General features: G+C 40.1%; 15 protein-coding genes. 1 reads left to right on the top strand and 14 read right to left on the bottom strand.

All coding sequences use genetic code 11. The features are described from left to right. Position 1 precedes the first annotated feature (1 nt). From TZ96_RS08650 to TZ96_RS08700, 11 genes are all read right to left on the bottom strand, one after another. The gene (locus TZ96_RS08650) at positions 2-925 is read right to left on the bottom strand and encodes a DUF979 domain-containing protein (RefSeq protein ID WP_045763731.1); all 924 of its coding nucleotides are present in this window, start codon (positions 923-925) and stop codon (positions 2-4) included. Continuing rightward, positions 922-1611 (bottom strand): DUF969 domain-containing protein, encoded by a 690-nt coding sequence (locus TZ96_RS08655; RefSeq protein ID WP_045763732.1) that lies wholly within the window; start codon positions 1609-1611, stop codon positions 922-924. The genes TZ96_RS08650 and TZ96_RS08655 overlap by 4 nt, the downstream gene beginning before the upstream one ends. A 34-nt stretch (positions 1612-1645) precedes the next feature. Then, positions 1646-3613 carry a peptide ABC transporter substrate-binding protein gene (locus tag TZ96_RS08660; RefSeq protein WP_045763733.1) on the bottom strand — a complete coding sequence of 656 codons (1968 nt, stop codon included), beginning with the start codon at positions 3611-3613 and terminating at the stop codon, positions 1646-1648. Between the two features lie 21 nt (positions 3614-3634). Continuing rightward, entirely contained in the window at positions 3635-4657 is a 1023-nt protein-coding gene (locus tag TZ96_RS08665) for a branched-chain amino acid aminotransferase (RefSeq protein ID WP_000219011.1), read from the bottom strand. Positions 4658-4781: 124 nt separating this feature from the next. Continuing rightward, positions 4782-7259: a DNA topoisomerase IV subunit A gene (gene parC / locus TZ96_RS08670; protein WP_075230481.1), complete on the bottom strand. Its 2478-nt coding sequence runs from the start codon at positions 7257-7259 to the stop codon at positions 4782-4784. A gap of 218 nt (positions 7260-7477) precedes the next feature. Next, positions 7478-8296, bottom strand: a complete 819-nt coding sequence (locus tag TZ96_RS08675; protein ID WP_045763735.1) for an aminoglycoside 6-adenylyltransferase — start codon at positions 8294-8296, stop codon at positions 7478-7480. Between the two features lie 87 nt (positions 8297-8383). Then, positions 8384-9175, bottom strand: coding sequence for a hypothetical protein (locus TZ96_RS08680; protein WP_045763736.1), 792 nt, complete (start codon positions 9173-9175; stop codon positions 8384-8386). Further along, entirely contained in the window at positions 9175-11118 is a 1944-nt protein-coding gene (parE, locus tag TZ96_RS08685) for a DNA topoisomerase IV subunit B (protein ID WP_045763737.1), read from the bottom strand. The genes TZ96_RS08680 and parE overlap by 1 nt, the downstream gene beginning before the upstream one ends. A gap of 147 nt (positions 11119-11265) precedes the next feature. Beyond that, complete coding sequence (locus TZ96_RS08690; RefSeq protein WP_045763738.1) at positions 11266-12108, bottom strand: amino acid ABC transporter substrate-binding protein; 843 nt, start codon at positions 12106-12108, stop codon at positions 11266-11268. 9 nt (positions 12109-12117) lie between these two features. After that, positions 12118-12747 (bottom strand): amino acid ABC transporter ATP-binding protein, encoded by a 630-nt coding sequence (locus TZ96_RS08695; RefSeq protein WP_045763739.1) that lies wholly within the window; start codon positions 12745-12747, stop codon positions 12118-12120. Positions 12748-12757: 10 nt separating this feature from the next. Further along, positions 12758-13399 carry an amino acid ABC transporter permease gene (locus TZ96_RS08700; protein ID WP_006153198.1) on the bottom strand — a complete coding sequence of 214 codons (642 nt, stop codon included), beginning with the start codon at positions 13397-13399 and terminating at the stop codon, positions 12758-12760. A 215-nt stretch (positions 13400-13614) separates the two neighbouring features. Between TZ96_RS08700 and plsY the strand changes: the two genes are divergently transcribed. Beyond that, the gene (gene plsY, locus TZ96_RS08705) at positions 13615-14256 is read left to right on the top strand and encodes a glycerol-3-phosphate 1-O-acyltransferase PlsY (protein WP_045763740.1); all 642 of its coding nucleotides are present in this window, start codon (positions 13615-13617) and stop codon (positions 14254-14256) included. Positions 14257-14286: 30 nt separating this feature from the next. Here plsY and TZ96_RS08710 read toward each other — a convergent pair whose 3' ends face one another. The 3 genes from TZ96_RS08710 to TZ96_RS08720 are packed head-to-tail and all read right to left on the bottom strand — an operon-like array spanning position 14287 to position 17833. Continuing rightward, positions 14287-15243 (bottom strand): ABC transporter permease, encoded by a 957-nt coding sequence (locus tag TZ96_RS08710; RefSeq protein ID WP_045763741.1) that lies wholly within the window; start codon positions 15241-15243, stop codon positions 14287-14289. 2 nt (positions 15244-15245) lie between these two features. After that, a complete protein-coding gene (locus TZ96_RS08715) occupies positions 15246-16304 on the bottom strand; it encodes an ABC transporter permease (protein ID WP_000038693.1) in 1059 nt (352 codons plus the stop codon). Beyond that, entirely contained in the window at positions 16304-17833 is a 1530-nt protein-coding gene (locus tag TZ96_RS08720) for an ABC transporter ATP-binding protein (RefSeq protein ID WP_045763742.1), read from the bottom strand. Before TZ96_RS08720 ends, TZ96_RS08715 begins: the two co-directional genes overlap by 1 nt. Positions 17834-17963 lie beyond the last annotated feature (130 nt).

A 17963-nucleotide genomic window follows, 5' to 3' on the forward strand; every position in this document is an offset into this window, starting at 1 on the left:
GCTAAAATGCCAAAAAGTACATCAAAAATACATGTAGGATAATCATGATAACAGCTACTCCTACTTGAGCTTTGATAACCCCATTTGGATCTTTCATATCCAGGAGAGCTGCTGGTAAAGCATTAAAGTTAGCAGCCATTGGAGTTAATAAGGTTCCACAGCAACCTGCTGTCATTGCTAGAGCAGCGGCTACGATTGGATCAGCTCCCAAGGCAAATACAAAGGGAACACCAATTCCAGCAGTAATAACAGTAAAGGCAGCAAAGGCGTTACCCATTATCATGGAGAATAAAACCATCCCAAGGACATAAGCTACCACACCCATAAAAGGACTACCCGAAGGCACTAGACCGCTTATCAAATGCGAAATCAAGTCTCCCACTCCTGCTACGGTAAATATTGCCCCTAAAGCACCTAAAAGCTGAGGAACAATGCCACTGGTTGAAACTTGCTGAACCATGCGATTATTTTCCGCTAACAAGCTTTTAGGAGAACTCTTAGTAATCAATAAGAGAGAAATGGTTGCGAAAAATGCAGCAAGGCTGATAGCAATCTTACTAAACTCAGGGATCATTTTTGCTAATACCAAAGCAATCAAAGCCATTAACATGACTGGAATAAAAATTTTATTCTTTAGTCGTTTAGCTTCAATGTTTGCCTTGACTTCATCCAGAGACAGTAAGGTTCCGATACGAACCTGTTTAAAGAGAGTTAGCAGGGCTAATAGCACTACGATAACTCCAATACAGACAGAAGGTAGATAGGAACCACCGATAAAACTGATGCCCAATAAAGCCCAAAACCCAGCCGTTCCAAAGCGAACTGGGTTTGTTTTATCTTTATAGCTACAATAAGCTGTATGAAGGAATTGACAACCAATCACAATATAGGTCAACTCTAATAACTGTCTTGCTAGATTGGTCATTCTTCTTTTCCTTTACTAACCTTATTTGCTAGCAGTTTTCTATCAAACAGGTAATTGTAAATCCCAACTATAAATAGGGCAATTCCTGCAACTATAAGCGAAGCTGAAGCAATTCCTGCATAATTACTTTCGTAACCTAATTGGTCCAGTGTGCCCCCTATCAAGAGGACACCACCTGCACCAACGAAAGTGTTTTGAGCAAAGAAATTTGCGAAATTATCATTTGCTGCTGCACGCGCTTTTAGCGCTTCGCTCTCCTGCTCCGTTAATTTTCTACCTAATTGTGACTCTGCTGCTGCTTGTCCCATGGGTTGAACCAAAGGCCTTACAAACTGCGGATGTCCTCCTAGACGAATGGCAAAGAAACCATCGAGTTCCCGAAAAAAGAAATACACTGTATAAAAACTTCCAACTGTTAGTCCCTTTATCTTTTGAATCAAGTCAATCGAACGTTGCTTGAGGCCAAAAGTTTCAGATAAACCAACTAGTGGCAAGGTTACCATAAAAATCGTCAGAACTCGTTGATTACTAAATTCTTTTCCCAAAATTTCCAAGAACTCAACAAGAGAAACGCCAGAAACTAGAGCGGTAACTAAACTAGCTAAGACTACCGTTGCAATGGTATCTAACTTATAGATAAAACCAATCACAATGATAACTATCCCTATTAGTTTAATCCATTCCATATAGGCCCCTTTATTCCAAAAGTACTAGTCTGTTTTATTTGACATGACTTTCTAATTCTTTTTGGTATTTATTGTTTGATTCCAATTTTTCTTTTTGCCATTTTTCAAGAGCTGCTTGGTATTCTTTAGCAGATACAATCTCTTTTTGCAATTTCATTCCCTTGAAGATGTATGGATCACCCTTAATACCAACTTGTGAGTATGGTTTAGAGAAAGGAACAATATTGCTGACAACTGGTGAACCACCTGATGAAGCTGTTGGCATCAAGAGAGAACTATCAGTGAGCCATGCTTGCGCTTTAGCATATTTTTCATATCTCTTATCTAAGTCATTTTTCTCAGAAACTGCATCATCCAAGAGTTTCTTATATTCGTCCAAACCTAGTTGAGCTACTACTTCCTTATCTTTTCCTTTAGTAATACCAAGGTGTTTCATAGCAGAACCGGTCTTAGGATCCATGATATTGAGATAACTTGCTGGGTCTTGATAGCTTGGAGCCCATCCAGTACTGTTCAAGTCATAGTCTTTTTGAGCAGGAACACGCGCTTGAGATGTAATGCTTTCTTTCTCGTTATCAGTCATCTGAAGGACATCGATCACGACATTTTCTGAACCAAGAGTTGACTCGATTGATTGTTTAAAGGAATTGCTTTGTTGAACGGCAATGGTATCTGTCTGTTCAACTGGGACATCTAAGTGAATTGGGAAGGTTACACCTTTTGCTTCCAACTCTTTCTTAGCTTTTTCAAATGAAGCTTTGGCTTTGTCAGGATTGTAGATGGTATCTTTTCCGTCAACGAGCTCAACACCTTTCCATTGGTCTCCATAGTTGACCAATTCTTTTTGAGCGATATCACCAAAGTTTTTACCACCAGATTGTACAAAGTTATCTGGTACTAAGCTGTTACGAATAATCTTGTCCGCACCATCTTCACCATTGAGTTGGGCAGCATAAGAATGACGGTTGAAGGCAAAGTTGATGGCTTGACGGAAGTCCTTGTTCAACATTGCTTCTTTTGTAGAAGTTTTCTGTTCTTCACTTGTTTTCGCTGTCTTATTGAAAGATTGACGGTTTACGTTAAAGGTAAAGTAGTAACTAGTTGAATCCTGTGGACTATATGTAATTTTATCCCCGTATTGTTCCAAAGTAGAAGCAAAGTTTGAGCTACTTGGGAAGAGGCGAGCTGTTGTGTAAACACCCGAAGAGAAGCTACGGATCAAGGATTCTTGGTCTGATCCATCATAGTAAGTTAATTTAACTTTCTCGATTTTAACCTTCTCTTTATCCCAATAATTTGGATTCTTTTCATATTCGATTAAAGATTTTGAAGTCAATGTCTTCAAGATATATGGACCGTTATAAAGAATACCAGCTGGGCTGACCGTTCCGTAATTCTTACCTGATGCTTTGAGGAATTCTTCATTTACAGGCAACATAGTTGCTGAAGTTACTTTTGAATTCCAGAAAGTTTCAGGTGCATTTAGAGTGTACTCAACAGTATAATCATCTACCGCCTTAACCCCAACTGTTGAGAAGTCGTTAGTCTCACCAGTCATATATTCATTCAAGCCCTTGATTGAGTTTTGAATAAGAGTGACACCGTCTGATTTGCCATCTGCTACGTGTTTCAACCCAGTAACAAAGTCATGTGCTGTTACCTCAGCGTATTCTTCACCTTCTGATGTGTACCATTTAACTCCTTTACGAAGTTTATAAGTATAAGTCAAACCATCTTGTGAGACACTCCAATCTTCAGCTAGTGAAGGAATCAAATTCCCATATTCATCGTTTTCCAACAAACCATCAACGACGTTACCGATGATATCAGTTGTTGAAGTACGAGTTGCGATACTGTAGTCCAAAGATGATGGGTCTACTCCATAGACATAAGAGAAAGTTGTAGGCGCATCTGCTTCCTTGTCAGCTTTCCCACAAGCTACAAGAAGAACTGCTGTACTCAGGACCACTCCTGCTGTTAACATCCACTTTTTCGTTTTCATAAAGAACTCCTTTAATAATTTTTAATCTACTTTTACAATCCAACCTTCTGGTGCTTCAATGTCACCAAATTGGATACCTGTCAATTCATCGTATAGTTTACGAGTCACTGGACCAACCTCTGTCTCACTGTAGAAAACGTGGAAGTCATCACCGTGTTGGATTCCCCCAATAGGTGAGATAACTGCCGCAGTACCGCAGGCACCTGCTTCTACAAATCGATCCAGACTATCAATTGGTACATCCCCCTCGACAGGTTTCAAGCCCAAACGATGCTCTGCCAAGTAAAGCAATGAGTACTTGGTAATTGATGGCAAGATTGATGGACTCAATGGGGTTACAAACTCATTATCAGCTGTAATTCCAAAGAAGTTTGCTGAACCGACTTCTTCAATCTTGGTGTGAGTTGATGGGTCAAGATAAATAACATCTGAGAAATGACGGGATTTAGCCATTTTTCCTGGCAAAAGACTAGCTGCATAGTTCCCACCGACCTTGGCAGCCCCTGTTCCATTTGGTGCAGCACGGTCATACTCATCTTGAATCAAGAAGTTTGTTGGAACCAATCCACCCTTAAAGTAATTTCCAACTGGCATCGCAAAGATGGTAAAAATATACTCCTCAGCTGGTTTTACCCCAATGATATCTCCAACACCAATCAAGAGTGGACGGAGGTAGAGGGTTCCACCAGTTCCATAAGGTGGTACGTATTCCTCATTAGCACGAACAACGGCTTTACAAGCCTCTACAAACATTTCTGTTGGAACTTGTGGCATCAAGAGACGATCACAGGTACGTTGCAGACGTTTAGCATTTTCATCTGGACGGAAGAGTTGAATACTGCCATCCTTTGTACGATAGGCTTTCAATCCTTCAAATGCTTGTTGTCCATAGTGAAGACTTGGAGATGATTCTGAGATATGCAAGGTTGCATCTTCTGTTAATTCTCCTTGAGTCCATTGTCCATCTTTAAAATAAGCGATATAACGATAAGGTAGTTTCATATAGGAAAAACCGAGATTTTCCCAATCGATCGTAACTGTCATGACAATCTCCTTTATTCTAATCAAGCTTTGTGTTCTATTCTACACTATTCTCCTAAAAATTCAAGTATTATTTGTAATTTTCTGAAAATTTTACTTATAAAAAATCAGTCACTAGGACCGATTTTTAATTTTCTTTGATTTCTTTAAAGATTTCTTTGAGATAAGCATCAAAAACTTCTTCATCAGAAATAGTATCTGAGATAAAGCTTCCATTGCTTGTACGTTCTGATAGATTCAAATCTTGTAGGATTGATTCGTAAATCGTTCCATTATTTGATTGAATCACAAGTGTTTGTTCTCCATCTTCTACTTCTGTACTAAAGAGATCTCCAACAAATCCTTGTTCTGAGACCGCTCCAGCCAAGAATACGCGATGGGGTTTACTCTTTAATTCTCTCAAAACTTGAAGGCCACGATTGGCACGACTGGTTGCTGGAATTTCCTCTGTTGAAACACGTTTCAAGCTTCCACGTTGCGTTAAAAGATAGAAAGAAGACGTATTGCAGATAAAGGCTGCTTGTATCACATCATCTGCTTTCAAGTTCATGGCTTTGACACCTGCAGCTTTGGCACCGATAACTGGCACTTCTTCGATGTTAAAGCGGAGGGCATAACCGTTTCGACTGATCAACAGAACATCATCCAATTTAATCGGAGCTACTGCTACAATCTGGTCAGTATCGTCTTTCAACTTAGCGTACTTGACAGATTTAGAACGATAGGTTCTCCATGGAGAAAATTCTTTGCGTTCGACACGTTTGATTTGACCAAGACGAGTCACTGCAAAGTAGGTCGTCGCATCATCAAACTGATCCACAACTTCTACATAGAGCACTTCTTCATTGGTTTCAAAGTTGGTAATCGTTTGACTCAAGTGCTCTCCGATATCCTTCCAACGAATATCTGCTAATTCATGGACTGGTCGGTAAATGACATTCCCAAGCGTTGTAAAGATTAAAAGATGCTGGGTAGTTTTCACATTTTGAACGAATAGCAATCGGTCATCATCCCGTTTACCAATTTCTTCTATGGTTGAAGCTGCAAATGAACGAGGGCTAGTACGCTTGATATAACCTGCCTTAGTCACGCTGACGTAAGTATCTTCTTCAGCGATAAGACTTGCTGTATCAATCTCAATGACTTTTGCTGTATCTTCTAAAGTACTCAAGCGCGGAGTTGCAAATTTCTTCTTGACCTCACGGAGTTCTTTCTTCATGAGATTATACAATGTTCGTTCGTCACCGATGATAGCTGCAAGCATAGCAATCTTTTCACGAAGTTCTGCTTCTTCTTCCTGCAAGACAACCACGTCTGTATTGGTCAAGCGGTAAAGTTGCAAGGTTACAATAGCCTCAGCCTGTTCTTCTGTAAAATCATAGCTGACCTTGAGGTTTTCCTTTGCATCAGCCTTGTTCTCAGAAGCACGGATAAGGGCAATAACTTCATCCAGGATAGAGATGACACGAATCAAACCTTCCACTATATGGAGACGTTTTTCAGCCTTTTCCTTGTCAAAGCGAGAACGCGCCAAGATCACTTCACGACGGTGGGCAATATAGCTAGACAATATAGGCACAATTCCAACCTGACGAGGGGTGAAATTGTCAATCGCAACCATGTTGAAGTTGTAATTGATTTGCAAGTCAGTGTACTTGAAAAGATAGTTTAGAACAAGTTCCGTGTTCGCATCTTTTTTGAGTTCTATAGCGATGCGAAGACCATCACGGTCAGACTCATCACGAACTTCAGCGATACCTGCCACCTTGTTATTGACACGGATTTCATCAATTTTCTTGACCAAGTTAGCCTTGTTGATTTCATAAGGAATCTCAGTGATAACGATTTGTTCCTTACCACCTTTAAGCTTCTCAATTTCCGTCTTAGAACGAACAACCACGCGCCCTTTACCAGTTTCATAGGCCTTTTTGATTTCGTCACGGCCTTGGATAATGGCACCTGTAGGGAAATCTGGCCCAGGCAAGAATTCCATCAGCTTTTCAACCTTAGCAGTTGGGTGATCAATCATGTAGACTGTAGCATCAATAACTTCAGCCAAATTATGTGGTGGAATATCTGTGGCATAACCAGCTGAAATCCCAGTTGAACCATTCACTAAAAGGTTTGGAAATGCTGCTGGCAAGACTGTTGGCTCTTTTTCGGTATCATCAAAGTTCCAAGCAAAAGGAACTGTCTTTTTCTCGATATCCTGAAGAAGGTAGCCAGCAATCTCAGACAAACGGGCCTCAGTATAACGCATAGCCGCAGGCGGATCTCCGTCCATAGAACCATTATTACCGTGCATTTCAACTAGAATCTCACGATTTTTCCAGTCCTGAGACATACGAACCATTGCATCATAGATGGAAGAATCCCCGTGTGGGTGGAAATTCCCCATGATGTTCCCGACAGACTTGGCCGACTTACGGTAGCTCTTGTCAAAGGTATTACCATCCTTATTCATCGAATAAAGAATACGGCGCTGAACCGGCTTCAATCCATCCCGAATATCTGGCAAAGCCCGGTCTTGAATGATGTACTTGGAGTAGCGACCAAAGCGCTCTCCCATGATGTCCTCTAAGGACATATTTTGGATATTACTCATATAGGATACAAAGCCCGTAAAATACAAAGTGAAAATAGGAAATTCTTACAGTGAGCGATGCTCACAAGAGAATTTATCTTTTTCACACAGCATTTAGGGCGTGTTCAACTCCTTTCAAAGAATGTAGAGTAGATTTTATAGAAAAGAATTTCAGTTACTTTATATAACTAAACTATCCTTTCTGTAGTTTAAAGTTTTGAATTGTGTTCTTTATTTTCTTAGTGATTTAGAAGGTTTTCCTCAGCATATCTCATCATCTTCTCAGCCACTTCCTTATCATAATCAAAGTCCATCTTTTGAGCAAGATATTGAGCTTCTTGATGGAAAAGTTGCATCGTAGCAAACAATGACTGAGTAAGTTTCTCTACACTTGAGAAATCAAGAAGAGCAGAGAATTCCTTCTCCTTCTCAATTGGCAAGTAGTTGAAGAGATACTTGTAATTTTTACCAATGTCGACAGCACCTCCATCACTTGCTACCTGCCAAGCTAAGATTTTCAAGAGTTCTTGCTGACAAATACCGTAGAGATGGTCCGTTGCATAAATGACTTGCTTACGACAAATTCCTTTGACAACGTAGGCTGACACCCACCAAAATTCATTGCAGACTTTTTCAAACTCTATCGCACTAGCTGGATGTATCCAGAAACGCTCTGGACTTGTAGTATAGGACTCAAACAAGCCCTTCTCGTCTACTAAAACTGTATAACCAGCTTCGCTATCTACCCATTCTTGGATGTGGTCTTTTGGGCAAAGGGTTAGATCAATCCTATTGCCATCTTCAAAAAGCATCAGATAAAGTCGACGGTTGCCTAGGACATTATGTTGCTCAATGATAGGTTTGCCAAAGGAGTCCAGCCAAGATAAATCTGTAATCAGCTCTTCCAAATTCTCTACAACATAGACTACGTCATAGTCTTGAAATTCATCTTTTGAGGCTTTTGTGTCAGTCCGTGAACCAGACATGGCGACAGCGTTGACTTGGAGCACTTTTGCGGTTTGAAAAATTAAATCAAGCATTTGAGGTTCAGTTCTCATGGGGATACCTGTTTTTCATTTGATAATCCTGTATATTAGCATACTATTTCTCAAGTTAAAATAGTTAATCAATTATAAAAGATTTAGCTATCCTTCTCTCAAAGTTTTTAATTTCGACAAAATTCTAGCTTCATCCAAGCCCAGAATAACAAACAAGGATGAAGTGTAGATATTATCGTACCATTGTTCTAGTTTCTCATTAGTCATATCAAGATGATATTGTTTAGCATTGTTATGTCTTAGCCCAAAATTATTATACATTTCAAAAAGCTTTTCAAACGCAATAATCTTTTGATTATTAACCTTGAACACCTCCTTTAATTCCTCAGAATTATTCAGTTCTTTTCTTAATGGCTCAAGGTAGTTCGCTAAAGAAATAAGTATTTCTTTCTTACGCTGAACATTTCCTTTATTTGCAAAATGATTATATTCTAAAACCTTTATCGCATCTTGAATACTCGTTTCAGATACAATCTGAGAAACTTCTGAGGCATAAACATTCTTTTCAACGATGATTTGACGACCACTTCCTAAAGTAAGAAACTCATGATTCGATAATTCTAGAACTCTGTTGATATTTTCTCTAACAGCATACACATCATTCCTTAAAAAGGGATGACTCGGGTTTATAATCGACAACATATCATTTAAAAGCTCAGCAAAAATAAAAAGTTTTTCTAATTCATTATCCGCTTGAGATAAGCAAAACTTTAAGAACTCATCAAAATCTATAAAAGTTCTACGATTTTGATAATTAAGAAATTTATGATTTAGTTCCTCTAACAATCCATTCGATAACAAAATACAGAGATTATCAAATTCCGTGCTCGGGTTAAAATTCATACCATCTAAGATTTCAAAATAATTTTTTCTAACCATCAGAAAACAGTACTCTCCTCCAGCGTAAACTTGACATTATCTTCAATCCACTTACGACGTGGTTCAACCTTGTCCCCCATGAGGACATTGACACGACGTTCTGCGCGTGCTAGGTCTTCGATTGTAACACGGATGAGGGTACGAGTTTCTGGATTCATAGTTGTTTCCCATAGTTGATCCGCATTCATCTCACCAAGTCCCTTGTAGCGTTGGAGGGTAGCACCTTTACCAAACTGCTTACGTAGTTCTTCTAGCTCACCATCCGTCCATGCGTAGGCCACTTCTTCTTTCTTGCCTTTCCCTTTTGACATCTTGTAAAGAGGTGGAAGGGCAATATAAACATGACCTGCCTCAACTAGTGGACGCATATAGCGGTAAAAGAAGGTTAAGAGAAGTGTTTGAATGTGGGCACCGTCGGTATCCGCATCGGTCATGATAATAATCTTGTCATAGTTAGCATCTTCAAGAGAAAAATCTGCCCCTACACCAGCACCTATGGTATAAATCATGGTGTTGATTTCTTCATTTTTGAGGATATCTGCCATCTTAGCCTTGGCTGTATTGATAACCTTACCACGAAGAGGCAAGATAGCTTGGAACTTACGGTCACGGCCTTGTTTAGCAGAACCACCGGCAGAATCTCCTTCGACTAGGTAAAGTTCATTCTTAGCTGGATTTTTAGACTGGGCTGGGGTTAATTTCCCAGAAAGCAAGCCCTTGTCTTTCTTATTCTTCTTGCCATTACGACTCTCGTCACGCGCCTTACGTGCTGCTTCACGGGCATCACGCGCCTTGATAGCCTTACGAATCAGATTAGAGGCTAGTTCTCCATTTTCCATGAGGAAGAAGGTCAACTTATCAGCTACAATTCCATCTACAACAGGACGAGCAAGCGGACTTCCAAGTTTATCCTTAGTCTGTCCCTCAAACTGCAAATGTTCTTCAGGAACGAGAATTGATAGAACTGCTGCTAATCCTTCACGGTAATCTGAACCTTCTAGGTTTTTATCTTTTTCTTTGAGAAGGCCAGTTTTTCGCGCATAGTCGTTCATAACTTTGGTAATGGCAGACTTGAGTCCTGTCTCATGCGTTCCACCATCCTTAGTGCGAACGTTATTGACAAAGGACAGGATGTTATCTGAAAATCCATCATTATATTGGAGGGCTACTTCTACTTGGAAACCATTATCTTCGCCTTCAAAGTAAAGGACTGGCGTCAAGGTTTCCTTGTCTTCATTGAGGTAAGAAACAAAGTCTTGTACCCCATTCTCATAATGAAATTCAATTGCTTCATCTGTCCGTTTGTCTGTTAATGACAAGGTTACATTTTTCAAGAGAAAGGCAGACTCATTGAGACGCTCTGAAATGGTATTGTACTTGAAGTCTGTCGTAGAAAAGATACTAGCATCCGGCATAAAGGTCACTTTGGTACCTGTTTTAGACTTAGGTGCAGTTCCAACCTTTTCAAGAGTTGTTACTGGTTTCCCACCATTTTCAAAGCGTTGTTTGTAAACAGCCCCATCACGTGTAATTTCTACTTCCAGCCAACTAGAGAGGGCATTGACGACAGAAGAACCAACTCCGTGAAGACCACCAGAAGTCTTGTAGCCACCTTGACCGAATTTTCCTCCAGCGTGGAGAATGGTAAAAATAACCTCAACCGTTGGAATTCCCATAGCGTGCATCCCAGTCGGCATCCCACGTCCGTGGTCTTGAACCGTTAAACTTCCGTCTTTATTAATGGTCACATCAATACGATCACCAAACCCAGACAGAGCTTCGTCAACCGCATTATCCACGATTTCCCAAACAAGGTGATGTAATCCAGCACCATCGGTCGATCCGATATACATCCCTGGACGTTTACGGACCGCATCCAACCCTTCTAGCACCTGAATGGCGTCATCATTATAATTGTTAATATTGATTTCCTTTTTTGACACAAGGAACCTCCTATTTGTTCATCTTTTCTATTTTACAGGTTTTCTAAGGATTTTGCAAAATTTTCAAGTTAAAAGCCTATTCACAAGTCCTATTTAGTAAAAAAATCACTCATTCCCGCCCTAAAAAAAGAAACCAAGACGAGAGTCTCAGTTTTCTTTTCCTTTAACTTGACTTGTTGCAATATCTTCACCAAACCATTTTTGGCTAATTTCTTGGAATTTTCCTTCTTGATAGAGTTCCACAAAAGCCTTATTCAAATTGGCTAATAAGGTCTTATCCGCTGGTCTTACTCCGACCGCAAATGACTCACTCTCAAAACCAGCTGGAAAAATCTCATATTGATCTAAAATTCCTTCCGTTTTAAGATAATAATTGGCATAAACACGGTCAATTAAAAGAGCATCAATCCGATCATTTTGCAAGTCAATCAAGGCTTCATTAAAACTCTGATACTGGTTTGCTTTTTGATCTTTTACGATATTTTTCAACAGGTCAGGTTGAGCTTCAAAATCTAGATAACCAGAAGAACCTGCTTGGGCCCCCAAAATCTTATCTTTCATATCCGAAACTGACTGGATATTTTGCGATTTTTTTGACACGAGAACCTGCTGATTCTCCATATACGGTATTGTAAAGGCTACTTTCTCACGGCGTTCATCAGTCGCCGAATATCCATTCCAGATTGCATCAATAGTCCCATTTTGAAGTTCTGTTTCCTTCATATCCCAATCAATGGGTTGAAACTGTACCTTGAACCCCAGTTTCTCAGAAACAGCTTGGGCTAAGTCAATATCAAATCCAACATATTGCCCATTCTTTTCTTCAAATCCCATAGGAACAAAGGTATTGTCAAATCCAATAGTAATGCTTCCTTGTTGTTGGTATTTTTCCCAATTATCTACTTTAGGATTGCTAGCTTTTTGCGTGCATCCTACCAGGAAAAAAGCCAGAAAGAATACCAAAACTAGGCTGATTTTCTTTCGATTCATAGACACCTCCTACTTAGGCTCTACTTTGAGAATCTGGTCAGCAATATTCTCTGCAAACTGGAGGTCGTGGGTCACGACAATCTGCGTCATGCCTAAGTCTCGATTTTGTAAAATCAGTTTTTCAACTTCGAGACGCAACTCTGGATCAAGAGCCGAAGTTGGTTCGTCATAACCAATCACCTCAGGATCTATCATCATTGCACGTGCTAAGGCAACCCGTTGCTTTTGACCACCAGATAATGAGTATGGATAGGCATCTGCATGAGCTTCGAGTCCCAGACGAGTTAATAAGTCGACTGCCTTCTTCTTTGCGTCTACTTCAGACATTCCCATTGTCTTAATAGGTGACAAAATCAAGTTCTCCATAACGGATAAGTGAGGAAAAAGCTGAAAATCTTGAAAAACAAATCCTAACAAGTGGCGCTTTTCAAGTTCATCCAGAGGCAACGATTCTCCGTTATAAAAGATCTCTCCTGAATCAATAGTTTCAAGTCCAGCTAACATTCTGAGCAAGGTAGTCTTCCCACCACCAGATGGACCAACAATAGCTAAAATCTGCTTTTCAGGAATTGTTAAACTGAAATTGGATAAAATTTCTTTTTTTCCATATTTTTTGCTGATATTTCTTAACTCTAACATGGATAACCTCCTATCTATAGTAGCTGAATTTTTTCTCAAGTTTCTTAGCTAAAATTGTAACGATACCAATCATAAGCAGATAAATAGCTCCTGCTAGAAACATTGGAATCAAGCTAGCATCACGATTGGCTGCAGTACGACTAGCTAGGATTAAATCTGAAATACCGAGCGCATAGACCAGAGAAGTATCCTTAACCAAACTCATAACCTCGTTAAATACACTTGGTAGGACAATCTTGGTCACCTGTGGCAAAATGATATAGCGAACGGTATCAATAGGATTAAATTTTAAAACCTTAGCTGCTTCGTATTGCCCCTGAGGAATCGTTGCAATTCCTCCACGGAAAATTTCAGCAAAATAGGCTGCATAATTAAGCGTGAAGGCAATAATCGCAGCAGGCACACGATCCAATCGAATCCCAATACTCGGTAGAACATAATAAATAAAAATCAACTGCAAGAGTAAGGGTGTCCCACGCATCACCCAGATATAGATATCAATCATGTAATGGAGGGGTTTCCAATGGACCTGTAAGCAAAAAGCAACCAAAATGCCTAAAGGGATTGAAAAGAGCAAGACCAGTGCAAAAACTTGTAAAGTCATTGTAGCACCGCTCAATAAACTTGGTAATATCTCGAATAAGTAAGACATATTCCACCTCCTAAAAATAATTGTTCCTATTATAGCATAAATAAACACAAAATCAAGGATTTTCAGAAATTTCCATGAATTTTTAAAACTTTAGCCTTAATTTCCGAACAATAGTGTTCCTAATAAAACTTTTCTACTTACATAAAGTATCAGATGTCACAAATTGAGAAAAGATTCCTTTCCGTTTCTCTCCTATTTCATGGTATAATAGAAGCATGATGACAATAGTATTATTAATTTTAGCTTATTTATTGGGTTCTATCCCTTCAGGACTGTGGATTGGGCAAATCTTCTTTAAGATCAATCTAAGAGAACATGGTTCTGGTAATACTGGAACGACCAATACCTTTCGAATCCTAGGTAAGAAAGCGGGTATGGCAACCTTCGTGATTGACTTTTTCAAAGGAACCATCGCAACCTTGCTTCCACTTATCTTTCATGTCCAAGGAGTTTCACCTCTAGTCTTTGGCCTTTTAGCTGTGATTGGGCATACCTTCCCAGTATTTGCAAGCTTTAAAGGAGGAAAAGCTGTCGCAACTAGTGCTGGAGTCATTTTCGGATTTGCTCCTCTATTTTGCCTCTATCTAGCAGTTGTTTTCTTCGGCACTCTTTATCTAGGCAGTATGATTTCTCTCTCTAGTGTTACTGCTGCCCTTGCTGCTGTACTTGGGGTGATCCTCTTTCCACTTATCGGTTTCCTACTGCCAAGTTACGATATATTATTTGTAGTGATTATCCTAGCCCTCGCAAGCTTAATTATCATTCGCCATAAGGATAACATCAATCGTATTCGTAATAAAACAGAAAATCTTGTTCCTTGGGGACTAAATCTTACCCATCAAAAACCTAAAAAATAAAGCGTCAGTTTCAAACCGACGCTTTTTTGTTTATTTAGATTTGATATAGTTGATACCATCTGCTTTCGGTGCAACAGCTTTACCAAAGAAGGCTGCTAGTACGACAATGGTCAAAAGATATGGTGCAATTTGCAAGTAAACGGCTGGAACTCCTTGCAAGAAAGGAAGTTGAGAACCGATTACTGCTAAACTTTGTGATAGTCCGAAGAAGAGACTTGAAAGCATAGCACCAACAGGATTCCATTTACCGAAGATCATAGCAGCAAGTGCGATAAATCCAGGCCCAACGATGGTTGTAACTGAGAAGTTAACGGAAATTGACTGAGCGTAGATAGCTCCACCGATTCCTCCAAGGAAACCTGAAATCACAACTCCAAGATATCTCATCTTGTAGACATTAATCCCCAAAGTATCTGCTGCTTGTGGATGTTCACCTACTGAACGGAGGCGAAGTCCAAAGCGAGTTTTAAAGAGGACAAACCATGCTAAGAATGAGAAGGCAATTGCTAGGTAACCAAGTAAACTTGTTGACTTGAAGAAGATATCTCCGATAACTGGGATATTAGCCAAAATAGGGAAATCAAAACGTCCAAATGTTTGCGTTAAGTTATCCGTTTGTCCCTTGTTATAAAGCACCTTCACCAAGAAGACTGCCAAGGCTGGAGCCATCAAGTTAAGTACGGTACCACTGACAACATGGTCAGCACGAAAATGAACTGTAGCTACTGCGTGAATCAGTGAAAAGATAGCTCCGACTAATCCACCAACTAGAAGAGCCAACCAAGGAGTTAATGCTCCCAAATCTTGTGCAAATTCAAGGTTAAAAACAACTCCAGAGAAGGCACCCATGACCATGATTCCTTCAAGTCCAACGTTAACAACTCCACCACGTTCAGAGAAAACGCCTCCGATACTTGTGAAAATAAGTGGTGCTGAGTAAATCAACATTGAAGAAACCATAAGGGTTAGCATTGTTGTAATCGACATCCTTATTTACCTCCTTTAAGTTGTTTTCTTGGTTTGACAAAGCGTTCGATGATGTAGTGAACGCTGACAAAGAAGATAATTGAGGCTGTAACGATACTTACAAGCTCAGATGGTACTTGAGCAGCATTCATACCAGGGGCTCCAACTTGAAGCACTCCGAACAAGAAGGCTGCAAAAAGAATTCCAATTGGTGAGTTTGCAGCAAGTAGACTGACCGCCATACCATTAAATCCTATTGCCAATGATGAACCTTGGACATAAACGTTCTGGAAGGTACCAAGACCTTCTACCGCTCCACCAAGTCCTGCAAGGGCACCAGAAATAATCATTGATAAAATAATGGTACGTTTCGCTGAAATACCAGCGTATTCAGAAGCATTTGGATTGAGACCAACTGCACGGATTTCAAAACCGAGAGTTGTCTTCTTAAGCAAGAACCAGATAACTGCAACTGCAATGATAGCAAAGAAAATCCCAATATTCATACGAGAGTTACCTGTTAACTCAGCAAGCCAAGGTGTTTGATAAGTTGCATTTGCACTTACTCGAATTGATGAGTCAGTACTTTGCATGATATCTTTAGGGAAAGAGTGGATAAAGGCATTACTTGTATAGAGAACAATGTAGTTCATCATGATGGTTACGATGACTTCAGATGTTCCCAGATAGGCTCTTAAAATACCAGGAATGGCTCCAACAATTCCTCCAGCCACCAGCGCAATGACTACTGTCGCAAGAATCAACAATGGACGTGGCAAATCTGGATTCGAAAGAGCGAACCAGCCACTCATAACCCAACCAGCGAGTGCTTGTCCTGGAAGCCCGACATTAAAGAAACCAGCACGACTTGCAACTGCAAATCCAAGAGCAATCAAGACTAATGGCCCCATTGCACGGAAGATTTCACCAATACCACGAACACTACCAAAGGCTGTGTAGAACAACTCTTCATAACCCCAAATAGCATCATAGCCAAAAATCCACATAACGATGGCTCCAAGTAAGATTCCAAGGATAACAGAAATCAAGGGAACCGAAATTTGTTGTAATTTTTTAGACATCACTCTTCTCCTTTTTCCAATTCACCACCAGCCATCAAGACACCAAGTTCTTGCTTGTTGGTTGTTTCTGGCGTTACAATCCCTTGAATCTTACCATCATGGATAACAGCGATTCTATCTGAGACATTTAGAATCTCATCTAGTTCAAAGCTGACTACAAGGACAGCTTTCCCATTATCACGTTCTTGAATCAAGCGTTTGTGAATGTATTCAATGGCACCGACGTCCAAACCACGAGTTGGTTGGCTGACGATGAGGAGATCCGGATTTCGATCAATCTCCCGAGCGATGATTGCTTTTTGTTGATTTCCTCCAGAAAGGGCCGAAGCTGGAACAATTTCACTGGCAGCACGAACATCAAACTCCTGCATTAATTTTTTCGCATAGTCAAGGATATTCGTATAATTTAAAATTCCCTTCTTGCTAAGAGGTTCTTTATAGTAGGTTTGAAGAGCGATATTTTCAGAAATCATCATTTCCAAGACCAAACCATCACGGTGACGGTCTTCCGGAACGTGACCAACGCTCAGTTCAGTAATTTGACGTGGATGCAATCCTACAATGGACTGGCCTTTCAATTCCACACTACCAGACTCAATCTTACGGAGTCCAGTGATAGCTTGGATCAATTCAGACTGACCATTTCCATCAATACCGGCAATTCCGACAATCTCACCAGCTCGAACATCGAGTGAAAGATTTTTAACAGCAGGAACGCCACGGTTTTCATGAACAAGCAAGTCTTTGATGGAAAGAACGACTTCTTTAGGTTGTGGTGCTTGCTTCTCAGTTTTGAAGGAAACAGAACGTCCCACCATCATTTCTGCCAAGTCAGCATTAGTTGCACCAGCAATTTCAACTGTTTCGATTGATTTACCACGACGGATAACTGTAACGCGGTCAGAAACCGCACGAATTTCATCCAACTTGTGGGTAATCAAGATAATTGATTTGCCTTCTTTGACCAAGTTCTTCATGATAGCCATCAACTCATCGATTTCCGATGGCGTTAAAACAGCAGTTGGTTCGTCAAAGATAAGAATATCGGCACCACGATAAAGTGTCTTCAAAATTTCAACACGTTGTTGAGCCCCAACAGAGATATCTGCTACTTTAGCAGAAGGGTCTACAGCTAGCCCATAACGCTCTGATAATTCAAGAATTTCTCGACTTGCTCGAGCAATATCTAGGACTCCATTTTTAGTCAATTCACTTCCTAAAATGATATTCTCAGCAACAGTGAAAGCCTCTACCAACATAAAGTGTTGGTGAACCATTCCAATCCCTAGGCTAGCGGCTTTTGATGGCGAGTCTAGTTTCACAACTTGACCGTTAACCACAATTTCACCACTAGTCGGTTCCAGAAGGCCTGCTAGCATGTTCATAAGAGTGGACTTACCAGCTCCATTTTCTCCTAAAAGTGCATGAATTTCGCCTTTACGAAGTTCTAGGTTAATTTTGTCGTTAGCGACAAATTCACCAAAAACTTTGGTAATTTCATGCATCTCAATGACATTTTCGTGTGCCATGTGCTCTTCCTTTCAGAGTTTTATTTTGTTTCAATAAAACCTGCTAAAGAAACTTAGCAAGCTCTATTGAGACAAAACACTTTGTCTCAATTCTTAAAGAAGCGGCCACAGGCCGCTCCCCTAAGAAATG

The organism is Streptococcus infantis (assembly GCF_000963255.1).
Classification (GTDB): Bacteria; Bacillota; Bacilli; order Lactobacillales; family Streptococcaceae; genus Streptococcus; species Streptococcus nidrosiense.

Bases quoted from the DNA above. Each gene is read 5' to 3' on its own strand.
- TZ96_RS08710 (WP_045763741.1), bottom strand. From the start codon at position 15,243: ATGTCGATTACAACAATGCTAACCCTTATGGTTTCTTCAATGTTGATT.
- TZ96_RS08680 (WP_045763736.1), bottom strand. From the start codon at position 9,175: ATGGTTAGAAAAAATTATTTTGAAATCTTAGATGGTATGAATTTTAAC.
- TZ96_RS08675 (WP_045763735.1), bottom strand. From the start codon at position 8,296: ATGAGAACTGAACCTCAAATGCTTGATTTAATTTTTCAAACCGCAAAA.
- parC (WP_075230481.1), bottom strand. From the start codon at position 7,259: ATGAGTAATATCCAAAATATGTCCTTAGAGGACATCATGGGAGAGCGC.
- TZ96_RS08650 (WP_045763731.1), bottom strand. From the start codon at position 925: ATGACCAATCTAGCAAGACAGTTATTAGAGTTGACCTATATTGTGATT.
- TZ96_RS08655 (WP_045763732.1), bottom strand. From the start codon at position 1,611: ATGGAATGGATTAAACTAATAGGGATAGTTATCATTGTGATTGGTTTT.
- TZ96_RS08715 (WP_000038693.1), bottom strand. From the start codon at position 16,304: ATGTCTAAAAAATTACAACAAATTTCGGTTCCCTTGATTTCTGTTATC.
- TZ96_RS08660 (WP_045763733.1), bottom strand. From the start codon at position 3,613: ATGAAAACGAAAAAGTGGATGTTAACAGCAGGAGTGGTCCTGAGTACA.
- TZ96_RS08720 (WP_045763742.1), bottom strand. From the start codon at position 17,833: ATGGCACACGAAAATGTCATTGAGATGCATGAAATTACCAAAGTTTTT.
- TZ96_RS08700 (WP_006153198.1), bottom strand. From the start codon at position 13,399: ATGTCTTACTTATTCGAGATATTACCAAGTTTATTGAGCGGTGCTACA.
- plsY (WP_045763740.1), top strand. From the start codon at position 13,615: ATGATGACAATAGTATTATTAATTTTAGCTTATTTATTGGGTTCTATC.
- TZ96_RS08690 (WP_045763738.1), bottom strand. From the start codon at position 12,108: ATGAATCGAAAGAAAATCAGCCTAGTTTTGGTATTCTTTCTGGCTTTT.
- TZ96_RS08665 (WP_000219011.1), bottom strand. From the start codon at position 4,657: ATGACAGTTACGATCGATTGGGAAAATCTCGGTTTTTCCTATATGAAA.
- TZ96_RS08695 (WP_045763739.1), bottom strand. From the start codon at position 12,747: ATGTTAGAGTTAAGAAATATCAGCAAAAAATATGGAAAAAAAGAAATT.